Consider the following 26,920-nt stretch of genomic DNA (forward strand, 5'->3'; position numbering starts at 1 on the left):
CGGTCAACTTTTTCCTGATCATTTCCCAATCCTAACGAATTGTAACAGCTCTAAATCTGACGCTTTTCCCCCGCCGCGCGGAATGCTAGCCAATGGGTGGGAGGAGCTGATGGCCTTGGCAAAAAACGATACAGCCGCAATGACCAGCGCCGGTCTGAATCTGATTCAGCAGGGTCTGTCGATCTATGATGAACACCTGAAACTGGTGATTTGTAACCGCCCGTTTCTGGAGATGTTTGATCTGCCAGAAAACCACGGCAAGCCCGGGGCCCGCTTTCAGGACACCATCCGCCTGCTTGTGGAACGTGGCGAATACGGGCCGGTGGATGACGTGGCTGAGGCGGTGGCGATGCGTGTGGAACAGGCCCGCGCCTTTACCCCCCACTACATGGAACGCGAACGCGCTAACGGCCGCTGGGTTTCGGTGGAGGGATCGCCCCTGCCCCAAGGCGGCTGGGTCGCCGTTTACACCGACATCACCCGTGCCAAACGCCAGGAGGCCTTGCTGCGCACCCGGTCAGAGGCGCTATCAGACAAGGTGCTGGGCTACGCCGAAGAACTGGCCGCGGCCAACCGTGAGCTTGAGGCAACCATCACCGCCCTGGAAGAAGCTAAACGCCAACTGGCCGAGACAGAGGCCCGCACCCGCCAAACGACCGAGATGATGCCGGCCCATATCGCCCATGTGGACCGCAACCGGCGTTACACGTTTTCCAACCGCAAGCTGTCCTCGGTAATGCCCGGCCGCCCGTCAGAAATCACCGGCCTTGATATCGAAGAGGCGCTTGGCGAAGAGATCTACACAGCCATCGCGCCGCATCTGGATAAGGCGTTTGCCGGTGAGGCGTCGGTCTTTGAGTTCTTCATCGAAAGCAGCTCGCGCCGGATCCGCGCAGCCTTCACCCCGGCGCAGGATCTGGACGGGCCCAGCGGACCAGACAGTGGCGGCGTCTATATCCTGTCGATGGACATCACCCGCGAAGCACAGGCACGCACGGCCCTGCAACAGACCCGCCGCCGCGAAATGGCGGCGCAGCTGACCAGCGGCATGGCGCATGATTTTTCCAATCTGCTGACCATCATCCTTGGCAGCCAATCCCGGCTGCAGCGCATGGATCTGCCGGGGTCGGCCCAGCAGCAGGTTGAGGCAACCCTGTCTGCGGCTCATCGCGGCGGGTCACTGTTGAACCGGATTGCCGATATCACCGGCGCACGCGAATGGAACCCGGCCCCGGCCGATGTGGCGCTCTTGCTGGATGACATGAAGATCCTCGCCACGCCCGCGCTGCCCAACGGCTTTACGCTGCACATCTCGAACCTGTTGCATGACAATATGCTAATGCTCGACACCGGGATGCTGCAGGATTCCCTGTTGAATTTGATCCTCAACGCCCGTGACGCCTGTGGTAAATCGGGTGAGATTTCCCTGACAGTGGCCCCGGTGCAAAACCTCTGGGCCGAATTCATCGTCGAAGACACCGGTCCGGGGTTTTCTGACGCAGCACTCAGCCGTGCGATGGAACCGTTTTACACGACCAAGGGCGGTGAGGGGTCAGGACTGGGCCTGTCGATGGTCTATGACATGGCCAAACTTGCAGGCGGCAGGCTGCGCGTCGCCAATGGCGAAAAAGGCGCCCGGATCACCCTGCGCCTGCCGCTCCGCCCGGCCCCGCCCCCCTTGGCACCGGGTCTGGTCCTGCTGGTCGAGGACAGCGCGGACATCCGCGAAGTTCTGCGCCCGATGCTGACGGCCATGGGCAACACCGTGGTCGAAGCCACCTCATTTGACGAAGCATTGACTTTGATCGAAGGCCTGCCTGAAATCAAACGCATCCTTTCTGACATCTCGCTCATTGGGGAAAAAACCGGTATCGATCTGCGCAACGCCTTGCCTGAAAACGCACCGCCCATTCACCTGATGACATCGCGCCCCCCTGATGATGCGCTGCACAAAACCGCCGCCGCCGATGGCCCGGTACTGCGCAAGCCCTTCACGCAGTCGCAACTGACTTCCTTCCTGCAACAGGACCCGAACAGCCCATGAATACCGCCGCGCCCCTTGTGACCATCCTGGATGACGAACCCGCAATCCGCTCGATGCTTTCGGACGCACTGGAAGAGGCCGGGTTCCGCACCTTAAGCTTTGGCCGCGCCACTGAATTTGAGGCCGCGTTGCAATCGGCCACGCCGGATGTTTGCCTTGTGGACCTGTCACTGCCGGACAAAGACGGACTGACACTGGTGCACCGTCTGGCGCTGGAACAGGGCGCAACGGTCATCATCATTTCCGGCCGCGCACAGGTGCAGGACCGGGTCACCGGGCTGGAGTTGGGGGCGGATGACTACATCATCAAACCCTTTGACCCAGCTGAGGTGGTCGCACGCATCCGCGCCCGGTTGCGCCGCGGCCAGGCGCAGCCACAATCCGGCAACACGGCGCGGTTTTCCGGCTGGGTGGCGCATTTTGACAGCTATGTTCTTGAGGATGAGAACGGCGAAAAAACACCGTTTTCCCATGCCGAAGGCGAGGTGCTGCGCCTGTTCCTTGAACGGCCGAAACGGCTGATTTCCCGCGCTGTCATGCAGGAAAGCCTTGGTGGTGCCGCTGGCGAAAGCTTTGACCGGGCGATGGATGTACGGATTTCACGGCTGCGCACCAAACTGCGTGAGGATCCCAAAAACCCCCATCTAATCAAGACGATCTATGGCGCGGGCTATATCTTTCTTGGGGACGTGCACTGGGGCTGAACCCCTGCGCGACGGCAGTTTATGGCAGGCGATTCGCTAGCCCTTGCGTGCGCCGAATCGCCGTCCTAGAATCACCGCATGACTTGCTGCCTGCTGTACCGCTCTTCCGAGCAGAACTTCCGCCCCCGGTTTTACCGGGTGGAAATCGCCATGAACCTTTTTGAAGAGGTTTCAGTTCTGCGCGAATGGGGCATCTCGGGCGGCAAAGGCACGTCAAAGATCGATATCTTCGGCAATCTGCGCCACGCCTCTGAAGCGGCGGACAAGGCGCGCCGCTCGGCCATGCGCCGGGGATATCGCCGCAGCGACGCAGCATAAGTCCCCAACGTCAAAGCCAGCCCTCGCCCAATCCGCGCAGCCCGCGACGGTTTTTCTTGCAAACCCCATTGCGTCCTCCGCATCCATTGCCTACCCAGATGGCAACCGGATAAAGGGATCCAATGTCCAACATTACACTTGTCCGCCACGGTCAGGCCAACACCGCCGCCCGTGACGAAGCCAACTATGACGCGCTCAGCGATCTTGGCCACCAGCAAGCCAGCTGGCTGGGTGATCATATGCGTTCCAGTGGCGAACACTATGAACGCATCTATTGCGGCACCCTGATCCGCCATCGCCAAACCGCGGACGCTATGGCGCTGTGCGACGGCGCTGAGGTCATCGTGGATGACCGGCTGAATGAGATGGAGTTTTTCACCCTCGCCAATCTGCTGCTGGACCAACAGGAGATCCAGATCCCGCGTGAGCGCGAAGACTTTGTCAGCTACCTACCGATGCTGATGGGCAAATGGCAGGCGGGCGAAATCCTGAACCCGCCGGAAAGCTATCAGGACTTTGAGTATCGCACCGCCTCGGTCATTGCCGAAATCGCCCAGGGCCGGGGATCGGCACTGGCTGTGACCTCTGGCGGGCTGATCGCAATGGCCCTGCGCGGCGTGCTGAAACTGGACACGCACGGGTTTTCCCGTCTGGCGCTGGCGATCATGAACAGCTCCGTCCACCGTCTGCATCACGTCGGCGGTGACTTTATGATGACCCAATTCAACGCCGTGCCGCATCTGGATCGATCCGACCGGCAGCACGCGCAAACACATCTGTAACATCCCACGCCCCGGTGACGCCCAAAGCGGCAGGCAGGGGCCAAGAAAAGGCAACCAGAATGACACATCTTTGGGTTCGCGCCGAACAGCGCCAGAACGAAGACCGCGTTGGCCTGACCCCCGAAGGCGTCAAGGCCCTGATCGCAGCGGGCATCCGCGTCACCGTCGAAGAGAGCAGCACCCGGGCGCTGCCAATTGATGGCTACCGCGAGGCCGGTGCGGACATTGCACCGGAAAACGCCTGGCCCGAGGCCCCGCTGGACGCGATCATCTTTGGCCTGAAGGAACTGCCCGAAGATGGCTCCCCCCTGCCCCATAAACACATCATGTTCGGTCATGCCTATAAGGGCCAGCATTCGGGCAAGGCCCTGCTGGAACGGTTCAAAGCGGGCGGCGGCACGCTTTATGATCTGGAATATCTCGTCGATGAAACCGGTCGCCGTGTTGCGGCCTTTGGCTATTGGGCGGGCTATGCCGGGGCGGCCGTGACCCTGAAAACCTGGGCGGCGCAGCAACGGGGTGAGGTCTGCCCGCCCGTCGGCGTCTACAAAGACAAAGATGCGCTAAACGCCGAATTGCTGGCCGAGGTTGAAGCCACCGGCAAACCGCTGCCCAAGGCCATCGTGATCGGCGCCCTGGGTCGGGTTGGCACCGGCGCAGCGGATCTGTGCGAAGCCATGGGTGTTGCGGTCACCAAATGGGATATGGCCGAAACCGCCAGCGGCGGCCCCTTCCCGGAAATTCTGGAACATGACCTGTTCCTGAACTGCATCTTTGCCCGTCCCGGCACGCCGGTCTTTGTCCCGCGTGAGGCGCTGGCGCAGGACCGCAACCTGACCGCCATTGGCGATGTCGCCTGTGACCCCGACAGCGATTATAACCCGATCCCCGTCTATGACCGTGCCACCACCTGGGCCGAACCCGCCCTGCGCGTCGCCGATGCCCCGGTGATGGACGTCATGGCGATTGATAACCTGCCCTCGATGCTGCCTGCCGAAAGCTCCGAGGATTATGCAGCCCAACTCTTGCCCTCCCTCTTGACGCTGACCGAGCTGGACAGCGGCGTATGGGGTCGGGCCGAAGCAACCTTTGCCGAACATGTGGCCAAGGTCTGAGAATTAGGAGGATATACGATATGACTATTCACTGGTGTGGCACCGGCCTCTCCGCCATTCCCGGCCTGCGTCGCCTGCTGGAAAACGGCCATGACGTCACTGTTTGGAACCGGACCGTCGCCAAGGCTGAGGAAGCGGTTGGCGATCTGACCAAAAACATCCGCGCCTTCTCGATGGAGGCTGTGGCCGAAGCGGTCAGCGCGGGCGACGTTGTCGTCTCAATGCTGCCGGCAGATCAACACGTGCCGCTGGCCGAGATGTGCCTTGGCAAAGACGCGCATTTCGTCTCCTCCTCCTATATCGCGCCGGAAATGGCGGCCCTGGATGCGGCGGCCAAGAACAAAGACCTGTGCTTTGTGAATGAGGTTGGTCTGGACCCGGGCATCGACCACCTGATGGCCCATTGGCTGATGGCGGATTACAAAGCCTCCGATGCCTTTGACGCGGAAAATGAGCTATCGTTCATTTCCTACTGCGGTGGCGTGCCCAAGCACGAAAACCCCTTCCGCTACAAATTCAGCTGGTCGCCGTTGGGCGTGCTGAAGGCGCTGCGCTCGCCTTCAAAATCCATCCTGGACGGCAAAGAGTTCAACGCCGCACGGCCCTGGGACGCGCTGTCCAGCTACACTGCGCCGCTGCCCACCCCGGAAGCGTTTGAAGTCTATCCGAACCGCGACTCCCTGCCCTTCATGGCGGAATACGGCTTTGAAAAAGACTGGAACGTCAAACAGTTCGTCCGTGGCACCCTGCGTCTGAACGGCTGGGCCGAGGCCTGGGGCGATGTCTTCAAAGAGATCGAAACGCTGGAAGGCGCGGCGGGCGATGCCCGGCTGAAGGAAATGTCCGATCAGTTCTGGGCCGAAAACTCCTATGATGAGGGCGAACCGGACCGCGTGATCATGTGCGTGGGCTTCAAGGCTGAAAAAGACGGCCAGCCGGTCTGGCACAAGACCTACACGATGGATGCCTGGGGCGATGAGCGCGGCACCGCGATGGCGCGTCTGGTTTCGATCCCGGTCTCGCTGGCGATTGAGGCGGTGCTGGATGAGCGCATCCCCACCGGCGTGTCCGCCGCGCCCAGCCAGGCGGATCTGGTCAATGACTGGCTGGATGTTGTTGACGATCTGGCACAGCACCTGGGTGTGGTCACCCACTAAGCCAGGTGTGAAACACCCCACATAGAAACGCCAAAGCGCCCCATTTGGGGCGCTTTTCTTTTTCGATCAAGGCGTTGCCATTTTAGCCGCCGCGCATCAGCTCATCTTCTTCATCGGACGCCGATAGGCCCAAAGCCTCCAACCCGTTTTCCAGATGGTCCGACAGATGCGGCGTGCCAATCAGATAATCCGCCGTCGGGGTTGTGGCCTCAGCCACTGCTGTGCCGCGGGCTTCGTCCCATTCCTCGGCTTCAAAGCTGCCACGACCCACCCACATCAGCGCCACCATATCGGTCTGCTCTTCCTCGGTCAGCCGATCGATGAAGGCGCGCAATTCACCCTCAGCGCGGCCCAATTCACGGGACATCAATATGACATTGGCAACTTTCTCAATAGAAACGTTCAGCATGGGGTCAGCTCCTCTTCGCGCGTGGTTTCGCGAAGGATATTGCCCGGTGCAGACCTGACTTGCTTTGATCTGGGGCAAATGCGGGTGGCGCCCGCAATTCGACATGTTGTGCATTTGAGTATTTTTGAAACAGTGAAAGCGCCTTTCAGTGTTCCCCAAATACTCACTGCACCGCGCCCTTAGCTTTTGTCAGCTTCCAGAAGGTCGCGCTGGACCTCTGGCCCGGTCGGTTCCGGCTCGGGTGCGAGTTCTTCGAAATCGAAATTATCCAGCTTATGGGCGCGTTTGTTGGCGCGGGTTGCAGCGGTCAGAATGCCGGCCACATCGTCACCCGCCTGGCGCAAATGGGTTTCCAGCTTGCCAGCGCGTTCGCCGACAATTTCAACATCGCGGTGCAGGTTGCGCAGGGCTTTGCGGATCTCGCCCGCCTGTTCGCGCATCCGCGCATCTTTCAAGATGGCCCGCATGGTGTTGAGCGTCGCCATACAGGTGGTTGGGGAAACGATCCAAACCCGTTTCTCAAACCCTTCCCGGACCAGATCGGGAAACTTGGAGTGCAACTCGGCATAAATCGCCTCGGACGGCAGAAACATCAGCGCCCCATCTGCGGTTTCGCCTTCGATCACATAGCGCTCGGCGATGTCTTTGATGTGTTTGCGAACTGAGGTTTTGAACAGCTGAATACCCGCCTTCAACTCAGCCTCGGTTTGCGAGGCCAGCATCGCTTCATAGGCCTCCAGCGGGAATTTGCTGTCGATCACAATCGGGCCCGGCGGGTTCGGCAGATGGATCAGACAGTCCGCGCGTTTGCCATTCGACAGCGTATGCTGCAGCGCGTAGCTGTCACGTGGCAGCGCCTTACCCACGATATCATTCAGTTGAATTTCCCCAAAGGCGCCGCGCGTCTGTTTGTTCGACAGGATATCCTGCAACGACAGCACATCGCCGGACAGTTTGGTGATGTTTTCCTGCGCCTTGTCGATGGTGGCCAGACGTTCCTGTAACTGGGTCAGTGAGGTGGCCGTCTGCTTGGCGTTCCCCATCAGCGAGGTGTTGAGTTTTTCCTGCAGATCAGTCAGCGCGTGATTGGTCCGCAGCTGCATATTGGCCAGGTTTTCCTGCATCTGCAGCTGCTGCGCCGCCATCGTGTCCGACATTTTCTGCTGCATCATCGCTAGGTTTTCACCGGTGCCCCGCTGCACCTTGGCCAGGTTTTCATGCAGGTTGACCTGCACCTCACCCAGGCGTTGCTCCATCAGCGTGGCGATCTGCCCCTGCGTCTGTGCCTGCGCCCGCAAGCCCCCATCTAACTGCGCCTGTCCGGCTGAAAGCGCCTCCACCCGTTGGGCCATCTGGCCCATGTGCTGGACGATCAGCGCCTCGGTCCGCTCCGCCCGTTTCTGCGCGCCGCTGCGCAGGATCAAGGCCAGCACAAATAGCGCGACTAGCCCCAGCCCAGTCAGGACCGTCGGGTTTTGCAGGAGGGTATTCAGATCAGTCATCAGGTGCGTCCAAACAGGCGTTCAATATCGCTGAGTTTCAATTCCACATAGGTGGGGCGGCCGTGGTTGCATTGGCCGGAATGCGGTGTCGCCTCCATCTCCCGCAGGAGGGCGTTCATCTCCTCGGCGCGCATCCGGCGGCCCGAGCGAATGGAACCATGACAGGCCACCCGGCTGAGGATCGCTTCAATCCGCGCTTGCAGGGTCTGGCTGTCGCCCAGTTCGGCCAGTTCATCCAGAATATCCAGCACCATCTGGCGGGCGTTGACCTCACCCAGGATGGCGGGGGTTTCGCGCACGGCAATGGCACCGCCACCGAAGGGTTCCAGCCCAAGACCCAGCTTTTGCAGATCCTCGGCATGTTCCATCAGCCGTGCGCAGTCCCCTTCGGAAAGCTCCACAATCTCAGGGATCAACAGGGCCTGCGCCGCCACGCCGTTTTCGGCCATCTGGTGCTTCAGCTTTTCATAGACCAGCCGTTCATGGGCCGCGTGTTGATCGACGATCACCATGCCGGTTTCGGTCTGCGCAACAATGTAGTTTTCATGCACCTGCGCCCGGGCAGCGCCCAGCGGCAGCGCCTCAAGCGGCGGCGCATCGGCGGTGTGTGGCTGGTCCACCACCTCCTCCACCCGCGCGGAATAGCTACCTTCAAGTTCGGCAAAACCACTGGGCTGCGGGGCCTCATAGCGGGGCGCGTCATAAAGCGGTGTCTCAATCGGGGCCTGCCCCTGATAGCTGCTGCGCAACGCGCCCGCTGAGGGCCGGTCCATCTGATAGACCCGTGGACCACCCGTGGCTGTTGTTGTCGGCTCAGGCCGGAAGGCCCCCAAGGTCGCCCCCGCCACAGTGGTTGAGGCACGATGCCCCGCCTCCGCCAAAGCATGGCGCAGGGATGAGACGATCAGCCCACGTACGATGCCCGGATCACGGAACCGCACCTCGGACTTTGCCGGGTGCACGTTCACATCGACCAGATGCGGATCACATTCGATAAACAGCGCCGCCGCCGGATGACGATCCCGGCTGAGGAAATCAAAATAGGCCCCGCGCAGCGCGCCAACCAGCAGTTTGTCCCGCACTGGGCGACCGTTCACAAACAGGAACTGCGCCACCGCAGAGCCGCGCGAATAGGTCGGCAGGGCGGCATAGCCGGTCAGCAGAAATCCTTCGCGTTCGGCATCGATCTTCAGCGCGTTTTCGGCAAACTCATTGCCCAGGATACGGCCCAGCCGGCCATGCAGCGCGTCAAACAGATCACCGGTTTCGGGATCAGCGCGGAAGGTCACCCGCCCGTCGCCACCGCCCGAAACATCGCGCAGGGTAAAGCCGATGAAGGGTTCAGCCATCGCCAGCCGTTTGACCACATCGTTGATCGCCTGTGTCTCAGCCCGGTCAGTGCGCATGAACTTCAACCGCGCCGGTGTGGCAAAGAACAGATCCCGCAGCTCGACAATCGTACCGCCGTTCAGCGCGGCCGGTTTCACGGGATCCATCACCCCGCCAGAGACGGCGATCTGCGCCGCCTCATGCCCTTCGGCGCGGCTGGTGATCGTCAGACGCCCCACCGCCCCAAGGGATGGCAGCGCCTCACCACGGAAGCCAAAGCTGTGAATGTCCAGCAGATCGGTGCCGTCAATCTTGGAGGTGGCATGGCGCGACAGTGCCAAAGGCAGCTGATCCGGCGTGATCCCACAGCCGTCATCGGTCACACGGATCAGTGTCTTGCCGCCATCCGCAATTGCGATCTCAATCCGGCGCGCACCAGCATCGATGGCGTTTTCCACCAATTCCTTCACGGCCGAAGCCGGGCGTTCCACCACTTCACCAGCAGCAATCCGGTTGATCGCCGCATCATCCAGCTGACGGATGACGGGTTGGTTTTCGCTCATATTGGGGGCTGCGTTGGACATACAACAAGACCTAGCACATCTGGGCACGATTCGACCATGTGGGAATTCCGGCCCGTTGTTCCTGATTATCCGCTTTACGCGCCGCGCCTCAGGGCAGCGGCGCCGTTTGGTAAAGCTTCACCTTCAGGCCGCCATGCGGCACCGGGGGACCGGGCGGCAGGAACGGCAATCCGGTGGCTTTGGCCAGGGAACCATCGGAGGTCACGATGCCAACACGCCAGCCGCTGAACCGCTCTTTCAGCACCTCACCCAACGCGCCGTGCAGGGCAAACAACAGCTTTTTGTTGCCGATCCGGGTGCCATAGGGCGGGTTCACAATGACCAGCCCCGGCGGACCTTCGGGCCGCTGCAGATCGCTGACGGCAGCCTTGGTGAACCGGGTCAGCACCGCGACACCAGCCCGATCGGCATTGGCGGTGGAGTTGGCAATCGCCCCTTCGTTGCGGTCTGATCCGTGAAAGGTCAGATCGCCAAGGTTTTCAGACGGTGTTAGCACCTCCGCCTTCACCCGCGAATATTGGCTGTTGTCAAAGGTAGCGAGCTGCTGAAACGCAAAGTCCCGCGCGCGCCCGGCCGCCAGGCCCATCGCCTGCTCAGCCGCCTCAATAACAAAGGTGCCAGAACCGCACATCGGGTCCAGCACCGGCTCGGCCCCGTCATACCCCGCCGCCCGCAGAAACAGCGAGGCCAGCGTTTCGCGCATCGGTGCTTTGCCGACCGCCTCTTTATGGCCGCGTTTGTGCAGTGACTCGCCCGAGGTGTCGACGCTAAAGGTGACCAGATTGTCATCAATCCGCGCCTTCACCTGCACCACACCTTTGTCAGAAACCTCTGCCCCCAGCGTTTCGGCGATGGCCTTTTCAATCCGCTGTTTCGCGGCCCCGGCGTGGTAGATCTTGGACTTCTTACAGGTCACTTCGACCCGCACCGAAACATCCGGTCGCAAAACCTCCGACCAGGGAAATTTGCGCGACCGCTTGTCCAACTGGGCCAGATGAAACGCCCGGAAGGAGCCGATCCGCGCCAGAACCCGTGTGGCGCCGCGCAGATACATATTGGCGCGCCAAACGTCGGACCAGTCACCATCAAAGCTGACGCCGCCGGGTTCGGTACGCACTTTGGCAAAACCCAGATCGCTGGCCTCATCACGCAGCATCGGTTCCAACCCCGGCGGGGCCACGAGGAAGATTTCAAAAGGTGTATCCATCCCCGTTCCTTAGCTGGGAACGCCGAGCGGCGCGACAAGAAAGTCCCGCGGGGATCGAGCGGTAGGAAGCGATTGCCTATAAGATTGACGCCGCAAACCACTTGAAAGGATGCAACCTGTGATCCGGCACGCTAGACCCAAGCGAAGGGGAATAAAGTGCCAAAAATCTAGCAATAGTGATCTTACATTTAAATTAATTGCATCTTCTCAGCATTAAAACTCCCGGAAAACGAACACCCGGCAATCAACTAAAGAGTGTTTTTTGGGCGGTCGACTTACAAAAATACATACTTTCGTATGTAATTTGCACGCACCCCCGCTCTCTTTCGTATGTAAGCAAGACTCTGGAAAGAGTTCGCCCGCTACGGTGAAACGCAATTGGTTCGCAGATTTAAAAAAACATAAAGCTCTGACGCAGATCAGAGAGTGGACTGGAACGCGTAGGAGTTTCAAACCACGGAGGGAAGAAAGAGGTCGTATGAAAGCGATTTCCTATACGCCGAAGGGCGATGTTAACGTCGTCAGCTTTGGCTATGAACAGAAAGAAAATCGCGGCGGGAAGAGCGCCGAACCACTACGTACGCCCTCCAGACCCCATAGGTTTAAACTTAGGAGGCCACGATGAGCAGACGTCGTCGCCTACTTAACGGATCCGTCTACCTGCTGGCGATCATCGCCCTGGTCGCGGGTTATCTGGTGGTGTCTGACATTTTACGCCGCCACTACGCTGATAGCCTGTCAGCCCTGTTGCAGAGCAATCTACAAAACAGTGAACGGGCGGTTGAGCGTTGGGTAGATACCCGCACGTCAGAGGTGCTGGCCCATGCCAATGACCCGATGTTGTTAGCCGCGGTGGAAGAACTAATGCCACTGAAGGGCGATATAGACGCCCTGCTATATTCAGATGCGCAGCGGCGCCTTAGAACCTTCTTCGGCTCATTTCTCTATCTGCAGCACGTTAACGGCTATTTCTTGATCGCGCCGGATGGCACCAGTCTCGCTTCCTCACGCGATGGAAACATCGGCACCCCGAACCTGCTGCTGGAACAGCCCAAAATGTTTGAGCGGTTGCTACAGGGTGAGACGCTGCTGACCCGGATGACCCGCTCAGATGTGCAGCTCTCAGGGAGTGACGACATCCGCGAAAACGTCACCAATTTCGCCGCCACTCCGTTGCGCAATTACGACGGGTCTGTCGTGGCTATCCTCGCCTTGCGCCTATTTCCCCAACAAGAGCTGTTCCAGCTGCTGAACTTCGTCGAAAGCTCGGCCCATCTGCACACTTATGCCTTTGGCGCGCAGGGTGCACTCTTATCTCATGTGAATGAAATCGAGGCCTTGGAGGCAGCAGGGCACTGGCAAAAGGGCCGTGACCACCTGCTTCTTGAGCCTCCCGGCACGCAATCAGACAGTGCCCTCCCCGAACGGATGATCCTGCCCGTCCGACGTGCACTCCAGGGAAGCAACGGCTCTGATATTCACGGATACACCAATTACGCCGGCGACAAGGTCGTTGGGGCCTGGCACTATTTTGAGGATCTGGGCTTTGGCATCGTCATTGAGCAGCCTTATGAGGACGCCTACGGCCTGGCGAACACCTTCCAGACTCTGACAATTGTTGCCTTTTCGATCGGGCTGATCGTCGTGACGTTAATCTTTCTCTGGATGCTAGAGGCAGGCAAGCGAATTGACGCGCATCGTAAGCGGCTGCTGGCCACGATGAAAGCCACGCGCGACGTCAATTTTCAAGTCAACAGCGATGGCATCATCCACAACGTGAACGATGCGCTTCGTCCTGTCTTTGGCCTGGAGCGTCGATCTGGCATCGGGCATTCAGTGTCCCGTTTTCTGGATCTTGGTGAGAATGAATTGCTGCAGCTGACTGGATCCGGTCTGCGCAAACTCGCCAACCAAACTCAGGAGCAGGTGCTGCGCTGCACGGGCATCCGTGACGATGGCAGCATGTTCCCCATCGGCATTCGCGTTGAACCGCTGTCCACGATCGGCAAAGCCCCGGTCGAGTTTCTGATCGTTGCGCATGACTATAGCGATATCGACCGGCGTGAGAATGAGCTGCGCGAGGCGCTGCAACGCGCGGAATCGGGCAGCCGCACCAAATCTTCGTTCCTGTCGACCATCAGCCACGAACTGCGCTCACCGCTGATCTCGGTTATTGCAGCGCTGGAACTGCTGACCGAACGTGCCAGCAGCACCGAAGATCGCAATTTGCTGGATTCGTCACAACGTTCCGCCCAGCTGCTGCTGGGGATTATTGACGATATCTTGGACTTCTCGCGGATGGAGGCCGACAAGCTGGAACTGTCGCGTCAGCCCATCTCGCTAGAGGCGGTGCAGTCTGATGTGATTGAAATGCTGCGCTGGCAGGCCTGGAACAATGACGTTGACCTGATCCCCTACTGCGATCCTGCCCTGCCGCTGGTACAGGCCGATGGGTTGCGGTTGCGCCAGATCCTGCTGAACCTCACCTCGAACGCGATCAAGTTCAGTGCGCAGATGCGCCATCCAGGCCGCGTGTCCGTCGCCATCCGGGCCCGCGAAAGCAGCACTGACATGCTGGATGTCACGCTGACCGTGCGCGACAATGGCATCGGCATGACCCAGGACACGATGGAGCAGATCTTCCAGCCATTCACCCAAGCCGATGGATCGATCCGGCGCAAATATGGTGGGACCGGTCTGGGGCTGACGATTTCGGATCGGCTGATCAAGATGATGGATGGCCACATCTCCGTCATGAGTGACCCGGGTGACGGCACCCGCTTCGAGGTAAAACTGCAGCTGCGGCGGGCGGAAAAACTGGCCGAGCCTGTACCCAGCCTCGCAGGGTGCAACATCCTGATCAGTGCCGCCGATAGTGAGGTTGCCGACACCTTGGCGCGCTATGCCCGCGCGGCAGGGGCCAAGGTGGCGCTGGCCGATGATCCTTCGGTCGGCACCCAAGGCTTTGACGCCAACCTGCTGGTTCTGCAATCCGTTGGTGCGGCAGAGGCGGCGCGATTGTTGGACAGTCTGGGGCCGATCCCGGTTCTGCAGATTCGCAGCAATGGGCGGGAGTTGCCACCGGCAGTGCAGGGGCAGAGCACCATCGCGATGACCTCCCTCCTGCCGGCTGATGTGGTGAATGAACTGGCAGCCCTGCATCGCGGCACCACAGCGCCTGCGGATAGCGCCAGCATCCCGCAAAGCCGCGTGCTTCTGATCGAAGATGATGAAATGACCCGCGAAATCACCCTGCGCATGCTCAAGCAATTGGGGATTGTCGCCGATGCGGTGATCAACGGCCAAGAGGGGCTGGAACTGTGGCGGTCTGGCCAATATGCGCTGCTGCTGTCGGATTGCCATATGCCGATCATGGATGGGTTCCAGATGGCCGCCCGCATCCGCGATGAAGAAGGTGAGCGTAACCTGCCGAAAACGCCGATCATTGCGGTTTCCGCCGACCTGACGATGGAGGTGGAGCGCCTCTGCGTGGATTGTGAGATTGACGAATATGTGCCGAAACCGCTGACCCCGGCCAAGTTACGGGCGATCCTGCAAACCCATATCCGCAATGGCAAAGGTCAGGGACAACTCGATTCTTAAGCGGTGACGCCAAACCAGACACCGCCCCCAAGAAGCAAAAGCCCGGACCGGATGGAGACATATCCGGCCCGGGCTTTGCCCTTCTAAAGAAGGCAGTTCTTAAAAGAAGATGTCATCCAGATCATCCACGTCATCCGACGCCGCGGTCGGCTCGGGTGCGGCGGCAACCTCCTCTTTGGTTTCTTCCGATTCATCCCCTTTCAGCTGCGAGAACATGACATCCTGAATGTCGCGCTCTGCCTGCATGGTGTAGCACTTGTGGATCTCGGCCAGATGGGTGGTGAACTCTTCACTGATGATCGCATCTTCCAGCGGCAAAGGCGCCAGGGCGACCTTTTCCACCTGATCCAGCAGTTCCAACTCTTCCACGAAGCTCTCGAACGCGTCCGCACTTGAGGTGATCGCATTGGCGATCTGGGGTGCGTCGTTTTCCAGGCTAGGCAGCAGCTTTTCCAGAACCTCACGGGCCTGCTGCAGCGCAGGGTCTTCCCCTTCCATGCTGCTCAGGTCGTGACCTTCGCCACCTTCTGCTTCGCGGGCCGACCAGGCCTGCATCTTGGTCTTGGTCAGCTCCATGGTCTCAGCGAACTTTTCAAAGGTCACCGGGGCCTCGGAAATCACCTCATTGATCTGCTGCGAGATCATGATCATGTCCATCGCCTGCTTAAAGCCACGGGCACAGGTGATGATGGTGTTAAGCGCCGCCAACTGCATCTGGAACGCATTGTCCGACAGGGTCTTGGACCGCACCGCCAAAGCGCCATCAGCTTCCTGCAGACGGGCCTGAACACGCTCTTCAGCTTCAGCATTGGCCGCAAAATCAAACGCCTTGCTGTCAATGGGTCGGGCTGCTGCGGCCAGCGCCAGGGCGCTGTCCTCAAACGAACCGGCAATTTCACGGCACCGCGCCAGGAAGTCATGCTGGCGGTTCGACAGACTGGCAAACAACTGACGCGCTTTGCGGGTGTCGGTGATGGTTTCGGTCACCGTTTCCTGCATCTGCGCCCGCGCCAGCAACATCAGGCTGGTCGCTTCGGTCGAATGCGGATGATAAAGCGCCGCACGTTCCGAGATGAAACGCACATGTTCAGCACGCTGGCGAGACCGGTCACCGACCTGCAACGCCGAGATCACTTCGGACACGTCTTTTTCAGCAACCGCTACATATTCCGACAGCCACGACGACGCGGTTGAGGCCGCTTTCATGCCTTTTTCCAGCGCGGTCAGAGCCGCTTCCAGCGCCTTGGCCTTGGGTTTCAGGGTTGAGAACAGCGCGCGGGCGCGCTCTTCTACGTTCTGGCCCATTTCCTCGGTGGTGGTGACGATGGTGTCGATCACCTCAAACATTTCCGACACCAGATTGGTGGCGTCACCGGAAATGTCCGAAATGCTCTCAGCCAGACGCACCAGTTGCGCACCCAGCGCACGGTGGCGGTGGCTTTGCGCAATGATGCGGGCGTTCAATGACACGATGTTGGACGACTGAATGATCTTTGACAGTTCTTTCAGCGTCGAAGACATCTTGCGGCCATTGTCACGCAGATCCTGCACGAAGGCTTTCGCGTCTTTGCTGTTGGCATCAATCTGATCCATCAGCTGAGCGATCGTCGCCTGTTTCTCATTGATGCGAACCAGGTTCTCAGGCTCAAGCAGGCGGTCCAGATCCGCCACACCTGCGCGCAGGGTCTTGGTCGCATCGAAAGCGAAGAACAGCTTATCTAGGATATCACTGAGGACGCTTTCCATGCGCAGGAAGGGACCGTCGTTCAGCCCCTGCGCTGCTGCTGGTACACTACGAAAATGCTGCATTATTTGGCGCCTTTCACCGCGAGTCTTGCCAGGTGACCACGGTCAAACGACGTGATGTTTTCGGCGATTTTTGTCAGCGGCACGGCGCGCTCAGCCGCGCCACGCTCCATAGCTTCGCGGGGCATCCCGTAGACCACACAGGACGCTTCGTCCTGGGCAATGGTCGGCGAGCCTGCCTGGCGCATTTCCAACATGCACTGCGCCCCATCATCACCCATGCCGGTCATGATCACGCCCATGGCGTTGGCACCAGCCTGGATCGAAAGCGAACGGAACAGCACATCCACCGACGGGCGGTGACGGCTGACCGGCGGGCCATCGATCACACGGCAGGTGTAGTCGCGGCCGGTCCGCTCCACGATGATGTGGTGGCTGCCGGGGGCCACAACCGCCATACCGCGGGTCAGCTTGTCACCGTCGCGGGCTTCCTTGACGGTGATGTCGCACAGTTTGTTCAACCGGTTGGCAAAGGCCTCGGTGAATTTTTCCGGCATGTGCTGCACGATGGCGATCGGCGGGCTGTCAGCCGGCAGCATCTTCAGCATTTTGGCCAGCGCTTCGGTCCCACCCGTGGAGGCACCAATGCCCACAATCGGCGGTGTTTTCAGCACGGCAGGCGCATTGGGATGGCGCGCCGCCATGATCACATCTGCCGACTGTTTCTTCAGCGGCTTCAGCTCACGTGCCGGTGGTTTGCGCTTCTTGGCCTTCGGGTTCACCCGCGCATGTGCTGCTGCACGAACAGCATCACAGACCCGGTTCATACCCTCATCATCGCTCGACAGGGCGCCGATTGATGACTTGGCCAAGACCTCAACAGCGCCCATTTCCAGCGCCTTCATCGACGCCGAGGAGCCCTTTTCGGTATGGTTCGAACAGATCACCACAGGCATCGGATGCTGGGCCATGATCCGACGCAGGAAGGTCAGACCATCCATGCGCGGCATTTCCACATCCAGCAACATCACGTCCGGCAGCCCTTTACGCATCTTGTCGGCGGCGTCAAAGGGATCCTTGGCCATGTCCACGACCTTCAGGTCGGGCTGGGTTTCGATCATATTCTTGAGCATGGTGCGCGCGGTGAGGCTGTCCTCAACGATCATCACCTTAATTTGCTCATCACTCGTTACTGCATTCATCACTAGGCCTCCTTGCGGAAGACAGCCGCGGATTTCTGGACCAAACGGGGGTCCGACGCGACCGAGGTTTCTGAGTGGCCCACAAACAGATAACCACCAGGTTTCAAATGGTCTGTGACCGAAGACACGACCTGGCGCTGAGTGACCTCATCAAAGTAAATCAGCACGTTACGCAGGAAGACCACGTCCAAGTTCTTCTCTACCGGATAGACCTTGTCCATCAGGTTCATCTGGGCAAAGCCCACCCGATCCCGCAGCTGCTTGACCACCCGCGACAGGGGGCGACCAACGCTGTCATGGCCTTGTTCCAGGTAGAGCGCCTGCATGTCGTCAGGCACATCAACGATCTCTTCCGGCGTGTAGATGCCTTTGCGCGCTTTGCGCACCACCTCGGTCGACAGATCCGTGCCGATGATCGAGTAGGTGAAACCGGGTTTGCGCTTGGCATGTTCGTTCAGCACCATTGCGGTGGTGTAGGCCTCTTCACCCGAAGAACTTGCCGCCGACCAGACCTTGAACGGTCTGCCTGCAGCATGTTCCGGCAGGACGTTGCGCACCAGATAGTCAAAATGCGCGTCTTCCCGGAAGAAGTCGGTTTTGTTCGTGGTCATGACGTTGATGATATGGGGCAGTTCTGTTTCCAGCATGCCGTCATTCATCACCATCGACAGATACGTCCGAAGGTCGCGTACACCTAATGCCCGAACCCGCTTACGTAAGCGGCCCTCGATCATGGTGCGTTTATTCTCTGGTAACTGGATCCCTGTTTTACTGGTTACAATCTCGCAGAGTTTCTTCTGCAGTACGCGATCAGCCTCGAGCGTTCCTGTAGTCATCCCGCCTCCCGATACTCTTTACTGTCCGTGTCCACTTGATCGTGGAATTCGGAAATTACACCAGAGCTGAGCATCCCATCGAGATCCAGCACGGTCACAAACTCACCATCACGACGGCCTACACCGGCAACCATGCGGTTGTCCCAGTTCAGCAGGCCTTCACGGGCGAACTCCTCCAGTCGGTCGTCGTCCAGACGGGTCACCTCAAACACGCGATCCGCGCGCAGGCCCACCGAATGTTCCTGACCATTGATGTTCACCAGCAGCACGATGATGCGGGTGTCCGGTTCGTTTTCGCGGTACGGGCGCGCCAGAAGCAGGCGCAGGTCCGCAACCAGGATGCTTTCGCCACGCAGATCGATATATCCCAGCAGGAAATCGGGCGTATGCGGCAGCGGGGTGACCGGTTTGGGGTCGAGGATTTCTTTGACGCGCACAACAGGCAGCGCCACTTTCTCTTCGCCCAGACCACAGGTCAGGTAGGTTTTTTGGACTTCGTCCACAGTTGTCGTCGTATCAAACACCTTGGGCCTCCTGCGGCAGCGGATTACGGCAGAGGCGGGGCGGAGGCCCGGCGGCTGCCATCAGTTCAAGTTTGGTTTGTTCGCGCATGTTTCGGGTCGCCCTTAGTGAAGGCTTTCGTCCGTGGGGACAGCACCAAGATAGGTCTCGGCGATCTTCTCCACGTCGATCAGGTTGACAAAACGGTCCTTCCAGCGGCCGATGCCTTTGATGGCACCCTGCGGCCAGCGGGTTCCGACCGACGGCACCTTCTGGATGCTCTCAGGATCCAGCGCCAGCACCGCATGAACCTTCTCGGCGATCACGCCGATGGTCATGGTGCCTTCTTCCAGCGCCAGTTCCAGAACCAGAACACGGGTGTCGATGTCGAAGGGCTTCTGCTCCATCTCAAAGAGGGGGCGCAGATCGGTGACCGGCAGAACCACGCCACGCACGTTGATCAGACCTGCCGAATAGGGGCCTGCCAGCGGCACACGGGTCAGCTTCGGCGGTTCCAGCACTTCGCGCAGGATCCGGGTGGGCACGACCAGCAGTTCGCCGCCCATTTCGAAGGCCACCATGTCCTTCAGATCGTCTTCGCTTGCAGTTACCAGTTCAAGGGTCATGCTGCCTGCTCCTTATTGTCGTGATCCAGACCTTCGGCCTTGACCAGTTGGGCCACGTCTACGATCAGCGCCACATCGCCATCGCCCAGGATGGTTGCGCCGGAGAAGACGTTGAGGCGGCTGTGCATAGGCGACAGCTGTTTGATCACGGTCTGGTAGGACCCGATGATACGGTCCACGGCCAGGCCGATCTGCTGATCGCCGGTACGGACCAGAACCACTTTGGGGTGATCCGCGCGGGTGCCGCCGGTTTCAAAGATCTCACGCAGGCGCATGATCGAAATCAGCTTCTCACGCAGTTCAACAGTGGTGGTCGACTCGGTGCCGTCGCGGATCTCTTCAGGCTCTTCTACGATGCCCTCAACTGCTGCCAGCGGCACGGTGTAACGCTCTTCGCCAACCTGCAGCAGCAGGCCGTCGATGATCGCCAGAGTGAGCGGCAAGCGCAGGGTGAACGAGCTGCCCTGACCCAGTTCCGATTCAATCTCAACCGAGCCACGCAGCGCCTCAACGGTGGATTTCACCACATCGGTGCCAACCCCGCGACCCGACAGATCGGTGACCTGTTCCGCGGTCGAGAAACCGGGCGCCATCAGCAGATGGAAGATCTCATTGCGCGACAGGTTTGCATCTGCCGAGATCATGCCGCGATCAACCGCACGGTTGAAGATGAACTCAGGATCCAGACCTTTACCGTCGTCCTGAACCGAGATCAGAACATCAGCACCCGAGTAGGAGGCTTTCAGGCGCACCGTACCACGGGCGGGTTTGCCGGCGGCGACGCGGGTGTCGTTATCTTCCAGACCGTGGTCCACAGCGTTCCGCAGGATGTGCACCAGCGGATCCGACAGTTTCTCGATAACGGTCTTGTCCAGTTCGGTCTCTTCGCCTTCGATGACGAAATCGAAGTCCTTGCCGGTTTTGCCCGCCAAGTCATGGGCCAGACGCTGGAAGCGGCCGGTGATCGAGGACATCGGGGTCAGGCGGATCGCCATGGTGGTGTCCCGCAGACCCAGCGCCAGACGCTGAATGTCTTCGACAACCTCGGTCAGGTTCGGATCGTTCAGCTTCTGCGCCAGATCCGACAGACGGGCCTCGGCAATCACCAGTTCGCCAACGCGGTCCATGATGTCATCCAGACGCTCGGCCGAAACACGCATCTGCACGTTGGCAGAGCCGGATTTCTTACCGCCCGACTTCTTGGCCTCAGCTTTAGGTGCCTCAGTCTTGACCGCTTCTGCCGGGGCAGCTTCGGCGTCTACCGGGACGGCTTCGGCTTCAACGGGGGCCGCTTCGACAACCGGGGCAGCGCCACGGATTGCGGTCAGCTCCAGCTCCATCGAGTCTTCGTGGAACATGAAGACATCGCGGATGTCACCTTCGTCAGCCGACGGCGGCAGGATCATTTCCCACGCGGTGTGCAGCTCATTCGGCTTCAGCTCCGCCAGCGCAGGCAGACCGTCCAGCAGCGCTTCAACCTTGGTGTCCGGGCCGCCGATTTCCATCAGCTCTTCCAGGATGGCCACCGGGTTGCCCCCGATTTCCATGAACTCAGGCGGCAGTTTGAAGCGCAGCTTCCAGCCTTCCAGTTCACCTTCGGCGGCAGGGGCCTCTTCAGCGGCGTCGCCGGCTGCTGCGGCTGCCGCGGGGGCCGCGCCACCCGAGGTTACAGCGCCCAGGGCGGCCTTCAGTTCGGCGTCCTGTTCGGTCGGCGGCTCTTCACCTTCCAGCAGGGCGACGATCAGGTCATAGGCCTTCAGCGACACCGCGATCAGATCGGGGGTCACAACGGCATTGCCCGAACGCACCTGTTCAAAAGCGGCTTCGAAATCGTGAATGAACTCAGCCAGACGGGCAAAGCCGAACATGGCGCCGGTGCCTTTGAGGGTATGCAGGTCACGGAAAACCTGTGTCACCAGCTCCATATCATCCGGAGTTGAGTTCAGCTGCAGGAGGCATTCCTGCAAGCTCTCAATCAGCGCTTCCGTCTCCTGGCGGAAGATTTCCTGGGTTTCTTCATCAATCATGCGCCCACCACCTTTTTGACAACGGCAAGCAGCTTGGCCTGCTCAAAGGGTTTCATCACCCAGCCCAGGGCACCGGCGGCCTTGGCCTGGTTCTTCAGGTCACCTTCGCTTTCCGTCGACAGGAAGATGATCGGCACGCCCGAGGACGAGGGATCATTGCGATAGGCTTCGATGAATTCGATTCCAGTCATGTTCGGCATGTTCTGGTCGGTGATGACCATGTCGAACCGTTTGGCTTTGGCGGTGTCGAGCCCCTGTGCGCCGTCTTCACACTGGGTAACCTCATAGCCTTCCTGCTGTAGGGTCATTGCGACCATTCGCCGGACGGAGGGCGAGTCGTCGATAATCAGGATTTCTTTACTCATTGAGATACTACCTTCAGCAATTTGGGTCTTAGGCCGCTTGGGCCAGGGCATTGTCAAAGCCCGTGGTGGCGCACATCGCGCCAAAGGGGGCTAATTCTTTCAACGTCAGGACGGCGTCGGATTTAACCTTTCCTTCGCGGACAGCCGCACAAAGCAGCTGACCAAGGCCGAAAATCACGGCGCTGGGGGTGTCCTCCGCCAGATCCGCTTCAAAGGTGGCGTCATCCCCACCCGCCGCGGCCAGTTGATCGCGAAGCGACACCAGAGCGTCAAAGGTGCTGGTGCTGTCCAGCGAGATCTGAAGAACGGTCTCAGACATTGGTTTCTTCCTTTTTCTGCGACCCCAATTTCAGGGTCTTGGGGTCTGCGGTTTTGGCGACCGGAGAGGAGCGTCGCCCTGCGGGCTGCGGGCGCGGACGCCCGCAGTGCATGTCTTACGAAGCGAGTTTGAAATCGCCTGCGTCTTCATCGTCGGATCCAAGATCCAGCATCGGACCGGTCTCTTCTTCGGCAGCGGGGGCCGGGGTGGCTGCCCCATCCACGCGGAAGAAGGAGATCACATCGGCCAGTTGCTCAGCTTGGCTCGACAGCTCGGTCGCTGCCGAAGACATCTCTTCTGCGGCCGAGGTGTTTTCCTGGGTCACGCTGTCCAGACGCTGCACCGACTCGTTGATCTGGGTCGAACCGATGGCCAACTCACGCGAGGCGCCGGTGATGTCGCTCACCAGCGAGGAGGTTTTTTCAATGTTGGGCACCAGGGTCTCCAGCATTTCACCTGCCAGAGCCGCGCTCTTCACGGTGTCGCCGGACAGTTTGGAGATTTCAGCCGCCGCCTGCTGGCTGTTTTCAGCCAGTTTGCGCACCTCGGAGGCCACCACAGCAAAGCCACGACCATGTTCACCCGCACGGGCCGCTTCTACCGCTGCGTTCAGCGCCAGGAGGTCGGTCTGACGGGCGATTTCCTGCAGAACGTTGATCCGCTCACCGATGGTTTTCATCGCTTTCACGGCGTCAGCTACGGCGGTGCCGGAACGCTGCGCCTCATCTGCGGCACGGCGCGCCATGTCTTCGGTGGCAATCGCATTTTCCGAGCTGGCCGAGATATTGGCCGACATCTGTTCAACAGCCGAAGATACCTCTTCGGTCGAACCGGCCTGAACCGATGCACCTTCGGACAGCGATTCCGAGGTACCTGCCATCTGATCCGCACCTGCGGCCAGATTGCGCACTGCGGTCGCGACATTGTCTACGGTTTCGCGCAGTTTCAGAACCATGCCGTTCTGGGCGTTCAGCAGATCCGCAATCTCATGGTTGCCTTTGACGTCAACGGTGTTGGTCAGATCGCCATCCGCCACCTGACGCGCCATCGCGATCGACTGGGTCAGACCACGCGACAGGGTGCGCAGGATCATCGCGGCGGAAACCAGCGCGATCACACCGGCAATCACCGCTGCGGTCAGCAGATTGGTCCGGGTGTTTGCATACTGCACCGCCGACTGTTCGATCGAGGCATTCAGCTCAGCCGAGAAAGAGGTCTGCAGATCACGGGCAATGATTGCGGCCTCACCGATCGCGGTTGCAGCATCGTGGTGATAGATCTCATTGGCCTGGCTGTCGCCTTCCAGCTCAAACTCGATGGCAAATTCGCTCTGCTCGATGAACTCACCTATTTTCAGCACCAGCTGATCCAGCTTGGCCTTTTCTTCCGCGTTAGCCAGTTTGCGCAGCTCGTCGATCACTGCCATCAGTTGGTAGTTCTGCGTTTCAATCTCACCCTGCAGCTTTTCGATGCGGTTCGGGTCTTCCTCGCCACCTTCCCAGCCAATCAAAATGTCGGCGGTGTCCAGACGGATGCCTTGCCCCAGAATGAAAATCTGCTGAGCAAAAAGAAGCTTCGAGGCATCTTCTTTGGCCACTCGGTTCAACGAGTCATTGGCAGCGCTAAGCTGCTGAAGCGCGACAAAGACGCTGCCCGCAAAGATGAGCAACAGCGCGGCAAAAGTCATCGCCAGTCGGGCTTTGATGGTTATACGCATTGGGGGGTATCCTTCTGGGGCCTGCAGAGGCACTGGAATTAGGGTAGGGAGCAGACACGATCAATCAGCGCACGCTGGCCGGCGGCGCTGAGACGCGAAGGAGCAAAACGGTTGCTCAGATCTTTGGGAAATACCGAAACCACGGACAGACACCCAACTGCACTAAATCACTACACACACGGCACATCGCGCGCCGTGACATTAACAACGGCAGGAGACCCGGCCATTTTCCGTGATTCTCTGGTTTTTTTGGGTCAACTAGGAATGAGTCTAGTTTTGGGGGCATACTTTTGGGCAGTCGAAACGCCCCAAGGCATTGGTTTTGAGGGATCAGACCAAGACAAAAGCCCGGGTCATGCCCGTTCCAAGTGCACCAAAGGTATTGGAAACGCTCAGCCCGATGCTTGAGCCAGTTGTGGTCCCGTCAGACGTTCGATCTGACGTTGCAGATCCGGCATCGACACGGGTTTGAGCATATAGTCGTTCATGCCCGACCGCAGGAAGCGCTTGTCACTGCCCTGCGCAATATCGGCCGTCAGCGCCAGAATGGGCACATGCGACACGCCTTTTTCGCGCTCTTCCTCACGAATGGCGCGGGTCATTGCATAGCCTGAAAGATCTGGCATCTCACAATCCGTGATCACCATATCCACGCGTTCAGACCGCCAGGTCTGCAGCGCCTCGCGCCCGCCAGAGGCGGTCACCGCAAGATGGCCCAGCAGTTCCAGCTGCGCCTTCAACACATGCAGGTTGATCGCGTTGTCATCGACAATCAGGATCCGTTTGCCGCGCACCGGGTTTTGCCCCATTGCCGCCAGCGCCGGGCGCAATTCCTCAACGTTGGCGCCCCCCATATCAGCGACCTCATCCTGCCCGGACAGTTCCGCCAGCGCCGTGAACAGATCGCTGCGCATCATCGGATGAACCGGCAGCACGTAGAGCTTATCGTCCAGTTTCTCCAACAGCTGGCTACGGTCCGGGGTACAGCGCAGCAGGGCCGCATCGGGGTAATCAGCCAGAACCGCCTGATGCACCTCTTCCTGCTTTTCTGGATCGGTCGGCAACAGCAGGAACACCACACGTTCACCCAGCTTTACATGTGACCGCGCCAGATCCTCATAGCGGCTGAGGTAGGTCATGCGAACGCCACCCTTGCCCAGAACCCCGTTTAGGCCCTGTTGTAGGTTCTGGTTCACCTGACCGATGCAGACCACATGCAGCCCGTCAAGGTTCGGCAGGTCCGCCGTCCCCCCCACGGCCTCATAGGGCAGTTGGATCGTTATCGTGGTCCCCTTGCCCTTAGTGCTGCTGACGTGGAGCTTGCCCTTCATCAGAGATAGCAAACGGGTGGTGATGGACATACCAAGCCCGGTGCCACTGACCTTGGAACTGGCCGCTTCTTTGCCCTGCACAAAGGGATCACAGAAGGTATCCACCAGGTCCTGATCCATCCCGATCCCGTTGTCGGTCACCACGATCTCAAGGCTGGGGGCGTCATCCTCATTCAGCAAAGGTGCCGGACGGATAAAAACACCCACCTCACCCGCGCGATCTGTAAGCCCGCTTGCCGAATACTTGATCGCATTGCTGATCACATTCAACAGGATCTGCCGAACGCGCCCCCCATCCAGATTGACCCAAACCGGTACGTCATAGTCAATAAACAGGCGCTGGCGCACCCCGTGGGTCGAACAAAGCGGCACCAAAGTCAGCGCGACCTGTTCCACCAGCTCTGGCAGTTCGGTGCGGCTGGGCACCACCTCCAGCTTGTCCGCTTCGATCTTTGAGGCATCCAGCACATCATCAATGATGCGCAGCAGCGAAAAGGCCGATTCCCGAATGGTGGACATCGGTTGCTGCTGGTTTGCCTTGATGCCCGAGTGTTCCAGAATATCCAGCGTGCCGATAATACCGTTCATCGGCGTGCGGATCTCATGGCTCATATTCGCAAGGAACCGGCTCTTGGCTTGATAGGCATCACGGGCCTCCTGCATGGCGCGGGTCACCTCATATGACGTGCGCTCCGCGTGATAGGCAAAATACCCAAGCTGCATCATCACCAGCATGCCGACGGTGACCACGATGCCCAGACGGATACCTGGCAGCACCTCATAACCACCAGAATTGGGCCAACCAAAGTGGTTGGCGAGGCTCCAGCTGAAATCAACGAAAGCAATGCTGGCAAAAAGCGACAGCACCAAGACAGTGCCGATCATCGCCCGCTGCTCTTCCCGCCAGGACAGCAACAGGAAAGGCATGCCGAGGTAAACAAGGAAGATCAGTTCCGGCGGCGCATCGCCCACAAAATGAACGCTGTAGATCAACGCCCAAAACGTTGTTGCAACCATCCAGCCCACCCGGGCCAGCAGATCATAGCCGCGATTGTAAAGCACGATGACAGCTAGGCCGACGGGCACAAAGGCCGCCGCATAACTCAGGCCCAGCCAGTCCTGGAAGATAAGGAAAAAGCCAATCCAAGGGATCGTTAGAACCAAAGTGAGATAGGCCACAAACCGCCCCAACGCGATTCGCCGCCGCCGCTCCTCCCGCATGCGGAAGGACATGACGTCTTCTTCTAACTCACTCATGCCGTACCGTCGTCCATCTTCCCGACGCTATCAGTAACGGCGCAAAATTGAAAAAGAATAATAAGATTCACCACTTACGCGCCCATTGCGCGCAGGATCAGCAAACACACAATCCAGAGTCATGTTATAAGTCCCGATAAATAAGACATGAATCCGCCCCCCCCCCGGCAAAAACCCATGATGCCAAAAAACCGCATATTTCCGCGAGGCGCGGGCCGGTTTACGTTTCGATGTGAGGG

Annotated in this window: 21 protein-coding genes; 7 read left to right on the forward strand and 14 right to left on the reverse strand. The window is 59.5% G+C overall.

Features of this window, described 5'->3' with window-relative positions:
• Window positions 1–109 precede the first annotated feature (109 nt).
• The 6 genes from TL5118_RS05465 (at window position 110) to TL5118_RS05490 (ending at window position 6,120) form a co-directional block, all read left to right on the forward strand.
• On the forward strand, window positions 110–2,044 hold the full coding sequence (locus tag TL5118_RS05465; protein WP_058242469.1) for a PAS-domain containing protein: 1,935 nt from the start codon (window positions 110–112) through the stop codon (window positions 2,042–2,044).
• Entirely contained in the window at window positions 2,041–2,748 is a 708-nt protein-coding gene (locus tag TL5118_RS05470) for a response regulator transcription factor (RefSeq protein ID WP_058242468.1), read from the forward strand. The genes TL5118_RS05465 and TL5118_RS05470 overlap by 4 nt, the downstream gene beginning before the upstream one ends.
• Before the next feature lie 78 nt (window positions 2,749–2,826).
• Window positions 2,827–3,066, forward strand: coding sequence for a WGR domain-containing protein (locus TL5118_RS05475; RefSeq protein ID WP_058242467.1), 240 nt, complete (start codon window positions 2,827–2,829; stop codon window positions 3,064–3,066).
• Between the two features lie 122 nt (window positions 3,067–3,188).
• The gene (locus TL5118_RS05480) at window positions 3,189–3,848 is read left to right on the forward strand and encodes a histidine phosphatase family protein (RefSeq protein ID WP_058242466.1); all 660 of its coding nucleotides are present in this window, start codon (window positions 3,189–3,191) and stop codon (window positions 3,846–3,848) included.
• A 59-nt stretch (window positions 3,849–3,907) separates the two neighbouring features.
• Window positions 3,908–4,963, forward strand: a complete 1,056-nt coding sequence (locus TL5118_RS05485; protein WP_058242465.1) for a saccharopine dehydrogenase — start codon at window positions 3,908–3,910, stop codon at window positions 4,961–4,963.
• A 20-nt stretch (window positions 4,964–4,983) separates the two neighbouring features.
• Window positions 4,984–6,120 (forward strand): saccharopine dehydrogenase C-terminal domain-containing protein, encoded by a 1,137-nt coding sequence (locus tag TL5118_RS05490; RefSeq protein ID WP_058242464.1) that lies wholly within the window; start codon window positions 4,984–4,986, stop codon window positions 6,118–6,120.
• Between the two features lie 82 nt (window positions 6,121–6,202).
• Here the strand turns inward: TL5118_RS05490 and TL5118_RS05495 are convergent, their stop codons facing one another.
• The 4 genes from TL5118_RS05495 to TL5118_RS05510 form a co-directional block, all read right to left on the reverse strand.
• Window positions 6,203–6,529, reverse strand: a complete 327-nt coding sequence (locus TL5118_RS05495; protein ID WP_058242463.1) for a DUF3775 domain-containing protein — start codon at window positions 6,527–6,529, stop codon at window positions 6,203–6,205.
• Window positions 6,530–6,708: 179 nt separating this feature from the next.
• A complete protein-coding gene (locus TL5118_RS05500) occupies window positions 6,709–8,031 on the reverse strand; it encodes a DNA recombination protein RmuC (protein WP_058242462.1) in 1,323 nt (440 codons plus the stop codon).
• Window positions 8,031–9,944, reverse strand: a complete 1,914-nt coding sequence (gene mutL, locus TL5118_RS05505; RefSeq protein ID WP_058242461.1) for a DNA mismatch repair endonuclease MutL — start codon at window positions 9,942–9,944, stop codon at window positions 8,031–8,033. The genes TL5118_RS05500 and mutL overlap by 1 nt, the downstream gene beginning before the upstream one ends.
• Before the next feature lie 88 nt (window positions 9,945–10,032).
• Window positions 10,033–11,151, reverse strand: coding sequence for a THUMP domain-containing class I SAM-dependent RNA methyltransferase (locus tag TL5118_RS05510; protein ID WP_058242460.1), 1,119 nt, complete (start codon window positions 11,149–11,151; stop codon window positions 10,033–10,035).
• Window positions 11,152–11,772: 621 nt separating this feature from the next.
• Between TL5118_RS05510 and TL5118_RS05515 the strand changes: the two genes are divergently transcribed.
• On the forward strand, window positions 11,773–14,754 hold the full coding sequence (locus TL5118_RS05515) for a PAS domain-containing hybrid sensor histidine kinase/response regulator family protein (RefSeq protein ID WP_058242459.1): 2,982 nt from the start codon (window positions 11,773–11,775) through the stop codon (window positions 14,752–14,754).
• Between the two features lie 99 nt (window positions 14,755–14,853).
• Here TL5118_RS05515 and TL5118_RS05520 read toward each other — a convergent pair whose 3' ends face one another.
• The 10 genes from TL5118_RS05520 to TL5118_RS05565 all read right to left on the reverse strand — a co-directional run bounded on the left by TL5118_RS05520 (window position 14,854) and on the right by TL5118_RS05565 (window position 26,681).
• Entirely contained in the window at window positions 14,854–16,563 is a 1,710-nt protein-coding gene (locus TL5118_RS05520; protein ID WP_058242458.1) for a hypothetical protein, read from the reverse strand.
• Window positions 16,563–17,702 (reverse strand): protein-glutamate methylesterase/protein-glutamine glutaminase, encoded by a 1,140-nt coding sequence (locus TL5118_RS05525; protein ID WP_058242457.1) that lies wholly within the window; start codon window positions 17,700–17,702, stop codon window positions 16,563–16,565. Before TL5118_RS05525 ends, TL5118_RS05520 begins: the two co-directional genes overlap by 1 nt.
• A gap of 2 nt (window positions 17,703–17,704) precedes the next feature.
• Window positions 17,705–18,538, reverse strand: a complete 834-nt coding sequence (locus tag TL5118_RS05530) for a CheR family methyltransferase (protein ID WP_082626169.1) — start codon at window positions 18,536–18,538, stop codon at window positions 17,705–17,707.
• Window positions 18,535–19,062: a chemotaxis protein CheW gene (locus TL5118_RS05535; RefSeq protein WP_058242455.1), complete on the reverse strand. Its 528-nt coding sequence runs from the start codon at window positions 19,060–19,062 to the stop codon at window positions 18,535–18,537. Before TL5118_RS05535 ends, TL5118_RS05530 begins: the two co-directional genes overlap by 4 nt.
• A gap of 102 nt (window positions 19,063–19,164) precedes the next feature.
• Window positions 19,165–19,665: a chemotaxis protein CheW gene (locus TL5118_RS05540; RefSeq protein ID WP_058242454.1), complete on the reverse strand. Its 501-nt coding sequence runs from the start codon at window positions 19,663–19,665 to the stop codon at window positions 19,165–19,167.
• Entirely contained in the window at window positions 19,662–21,692 is a 2,031-nt protein-coding gene (locus tag TL5118_RS05545) for a chemotaxis protein CheA (RefSeq protein WP_058242453.1), read from the reverse strand. Before TL5118_RS05545 ends, TL5118_RS05540 begins: the two co-directional genes overlap by 4 nt.
• Window positions 21,689–22,057, reverse strand: coding sequence for a response regulator (locus TL5118_RS05550; protein WP_058242452.1), 369 nt, complete (start codon window positions 22,055–22,057; stop codon window positions 21,689–21,691). The genes TL5118_RS05545 and TL5118_RS05550 overlap by 4 nt, the downstream gene beginning before the upstream one ends.
• A 28-nt stretch (window positions 22,058–22,085) precedes the next feature.
• Window positions 22,086–22,376: a hypothetical protein gene (locus tag TL5118_RS05555; RefSeq protein ID WP_058242451.1), complete on the reverse strand. Its 291-nt coding sequence runs from the start codon at window positions 22,374–22,376 to the stop codon at window positions 22,086–22,088.
• A 115-nt stretch (window positions 22,377–22,491) separates the two neighbouring features.
• Window positions 22,492–24,093: a methyl-accepting chemotaxis protein gene (locus TL5118_RS05560; protein ID WP_058242450.1), complete on the reverse strand. Its 1,602-nt coding sequence runs from the start codon at window positions 24,091–24,093 to the stop codon at window positions 22,492–22,494.
• A 392-nt stretch (window positions 24,094–24,485) separates the two neighbouring features.
• Window positions 24,486–26,681, reverse strand: a complete 2,196-nt coding sequence (locus TL5118_RS05565) for an ATP-binding protein (protein WP_082626167.1) — start codon at window positions 26,679–26,681, stop codon at window positions 24,486–24,488.
• Between the last annotated feature and the right edge of the window lie 239 nt (window positions 26,682–26,920).

Source organism: Thalassovita autumnalis, assembly GCF_001458255.1.
In the GTDB taxonomy this organism is placed as follows: Bacteria; Pseudomonadota; Alphaproteobacteria; order Rhodobacterales; family Rhodobacteraceae; genus Thalassobius; species Thalassobius autumnalis.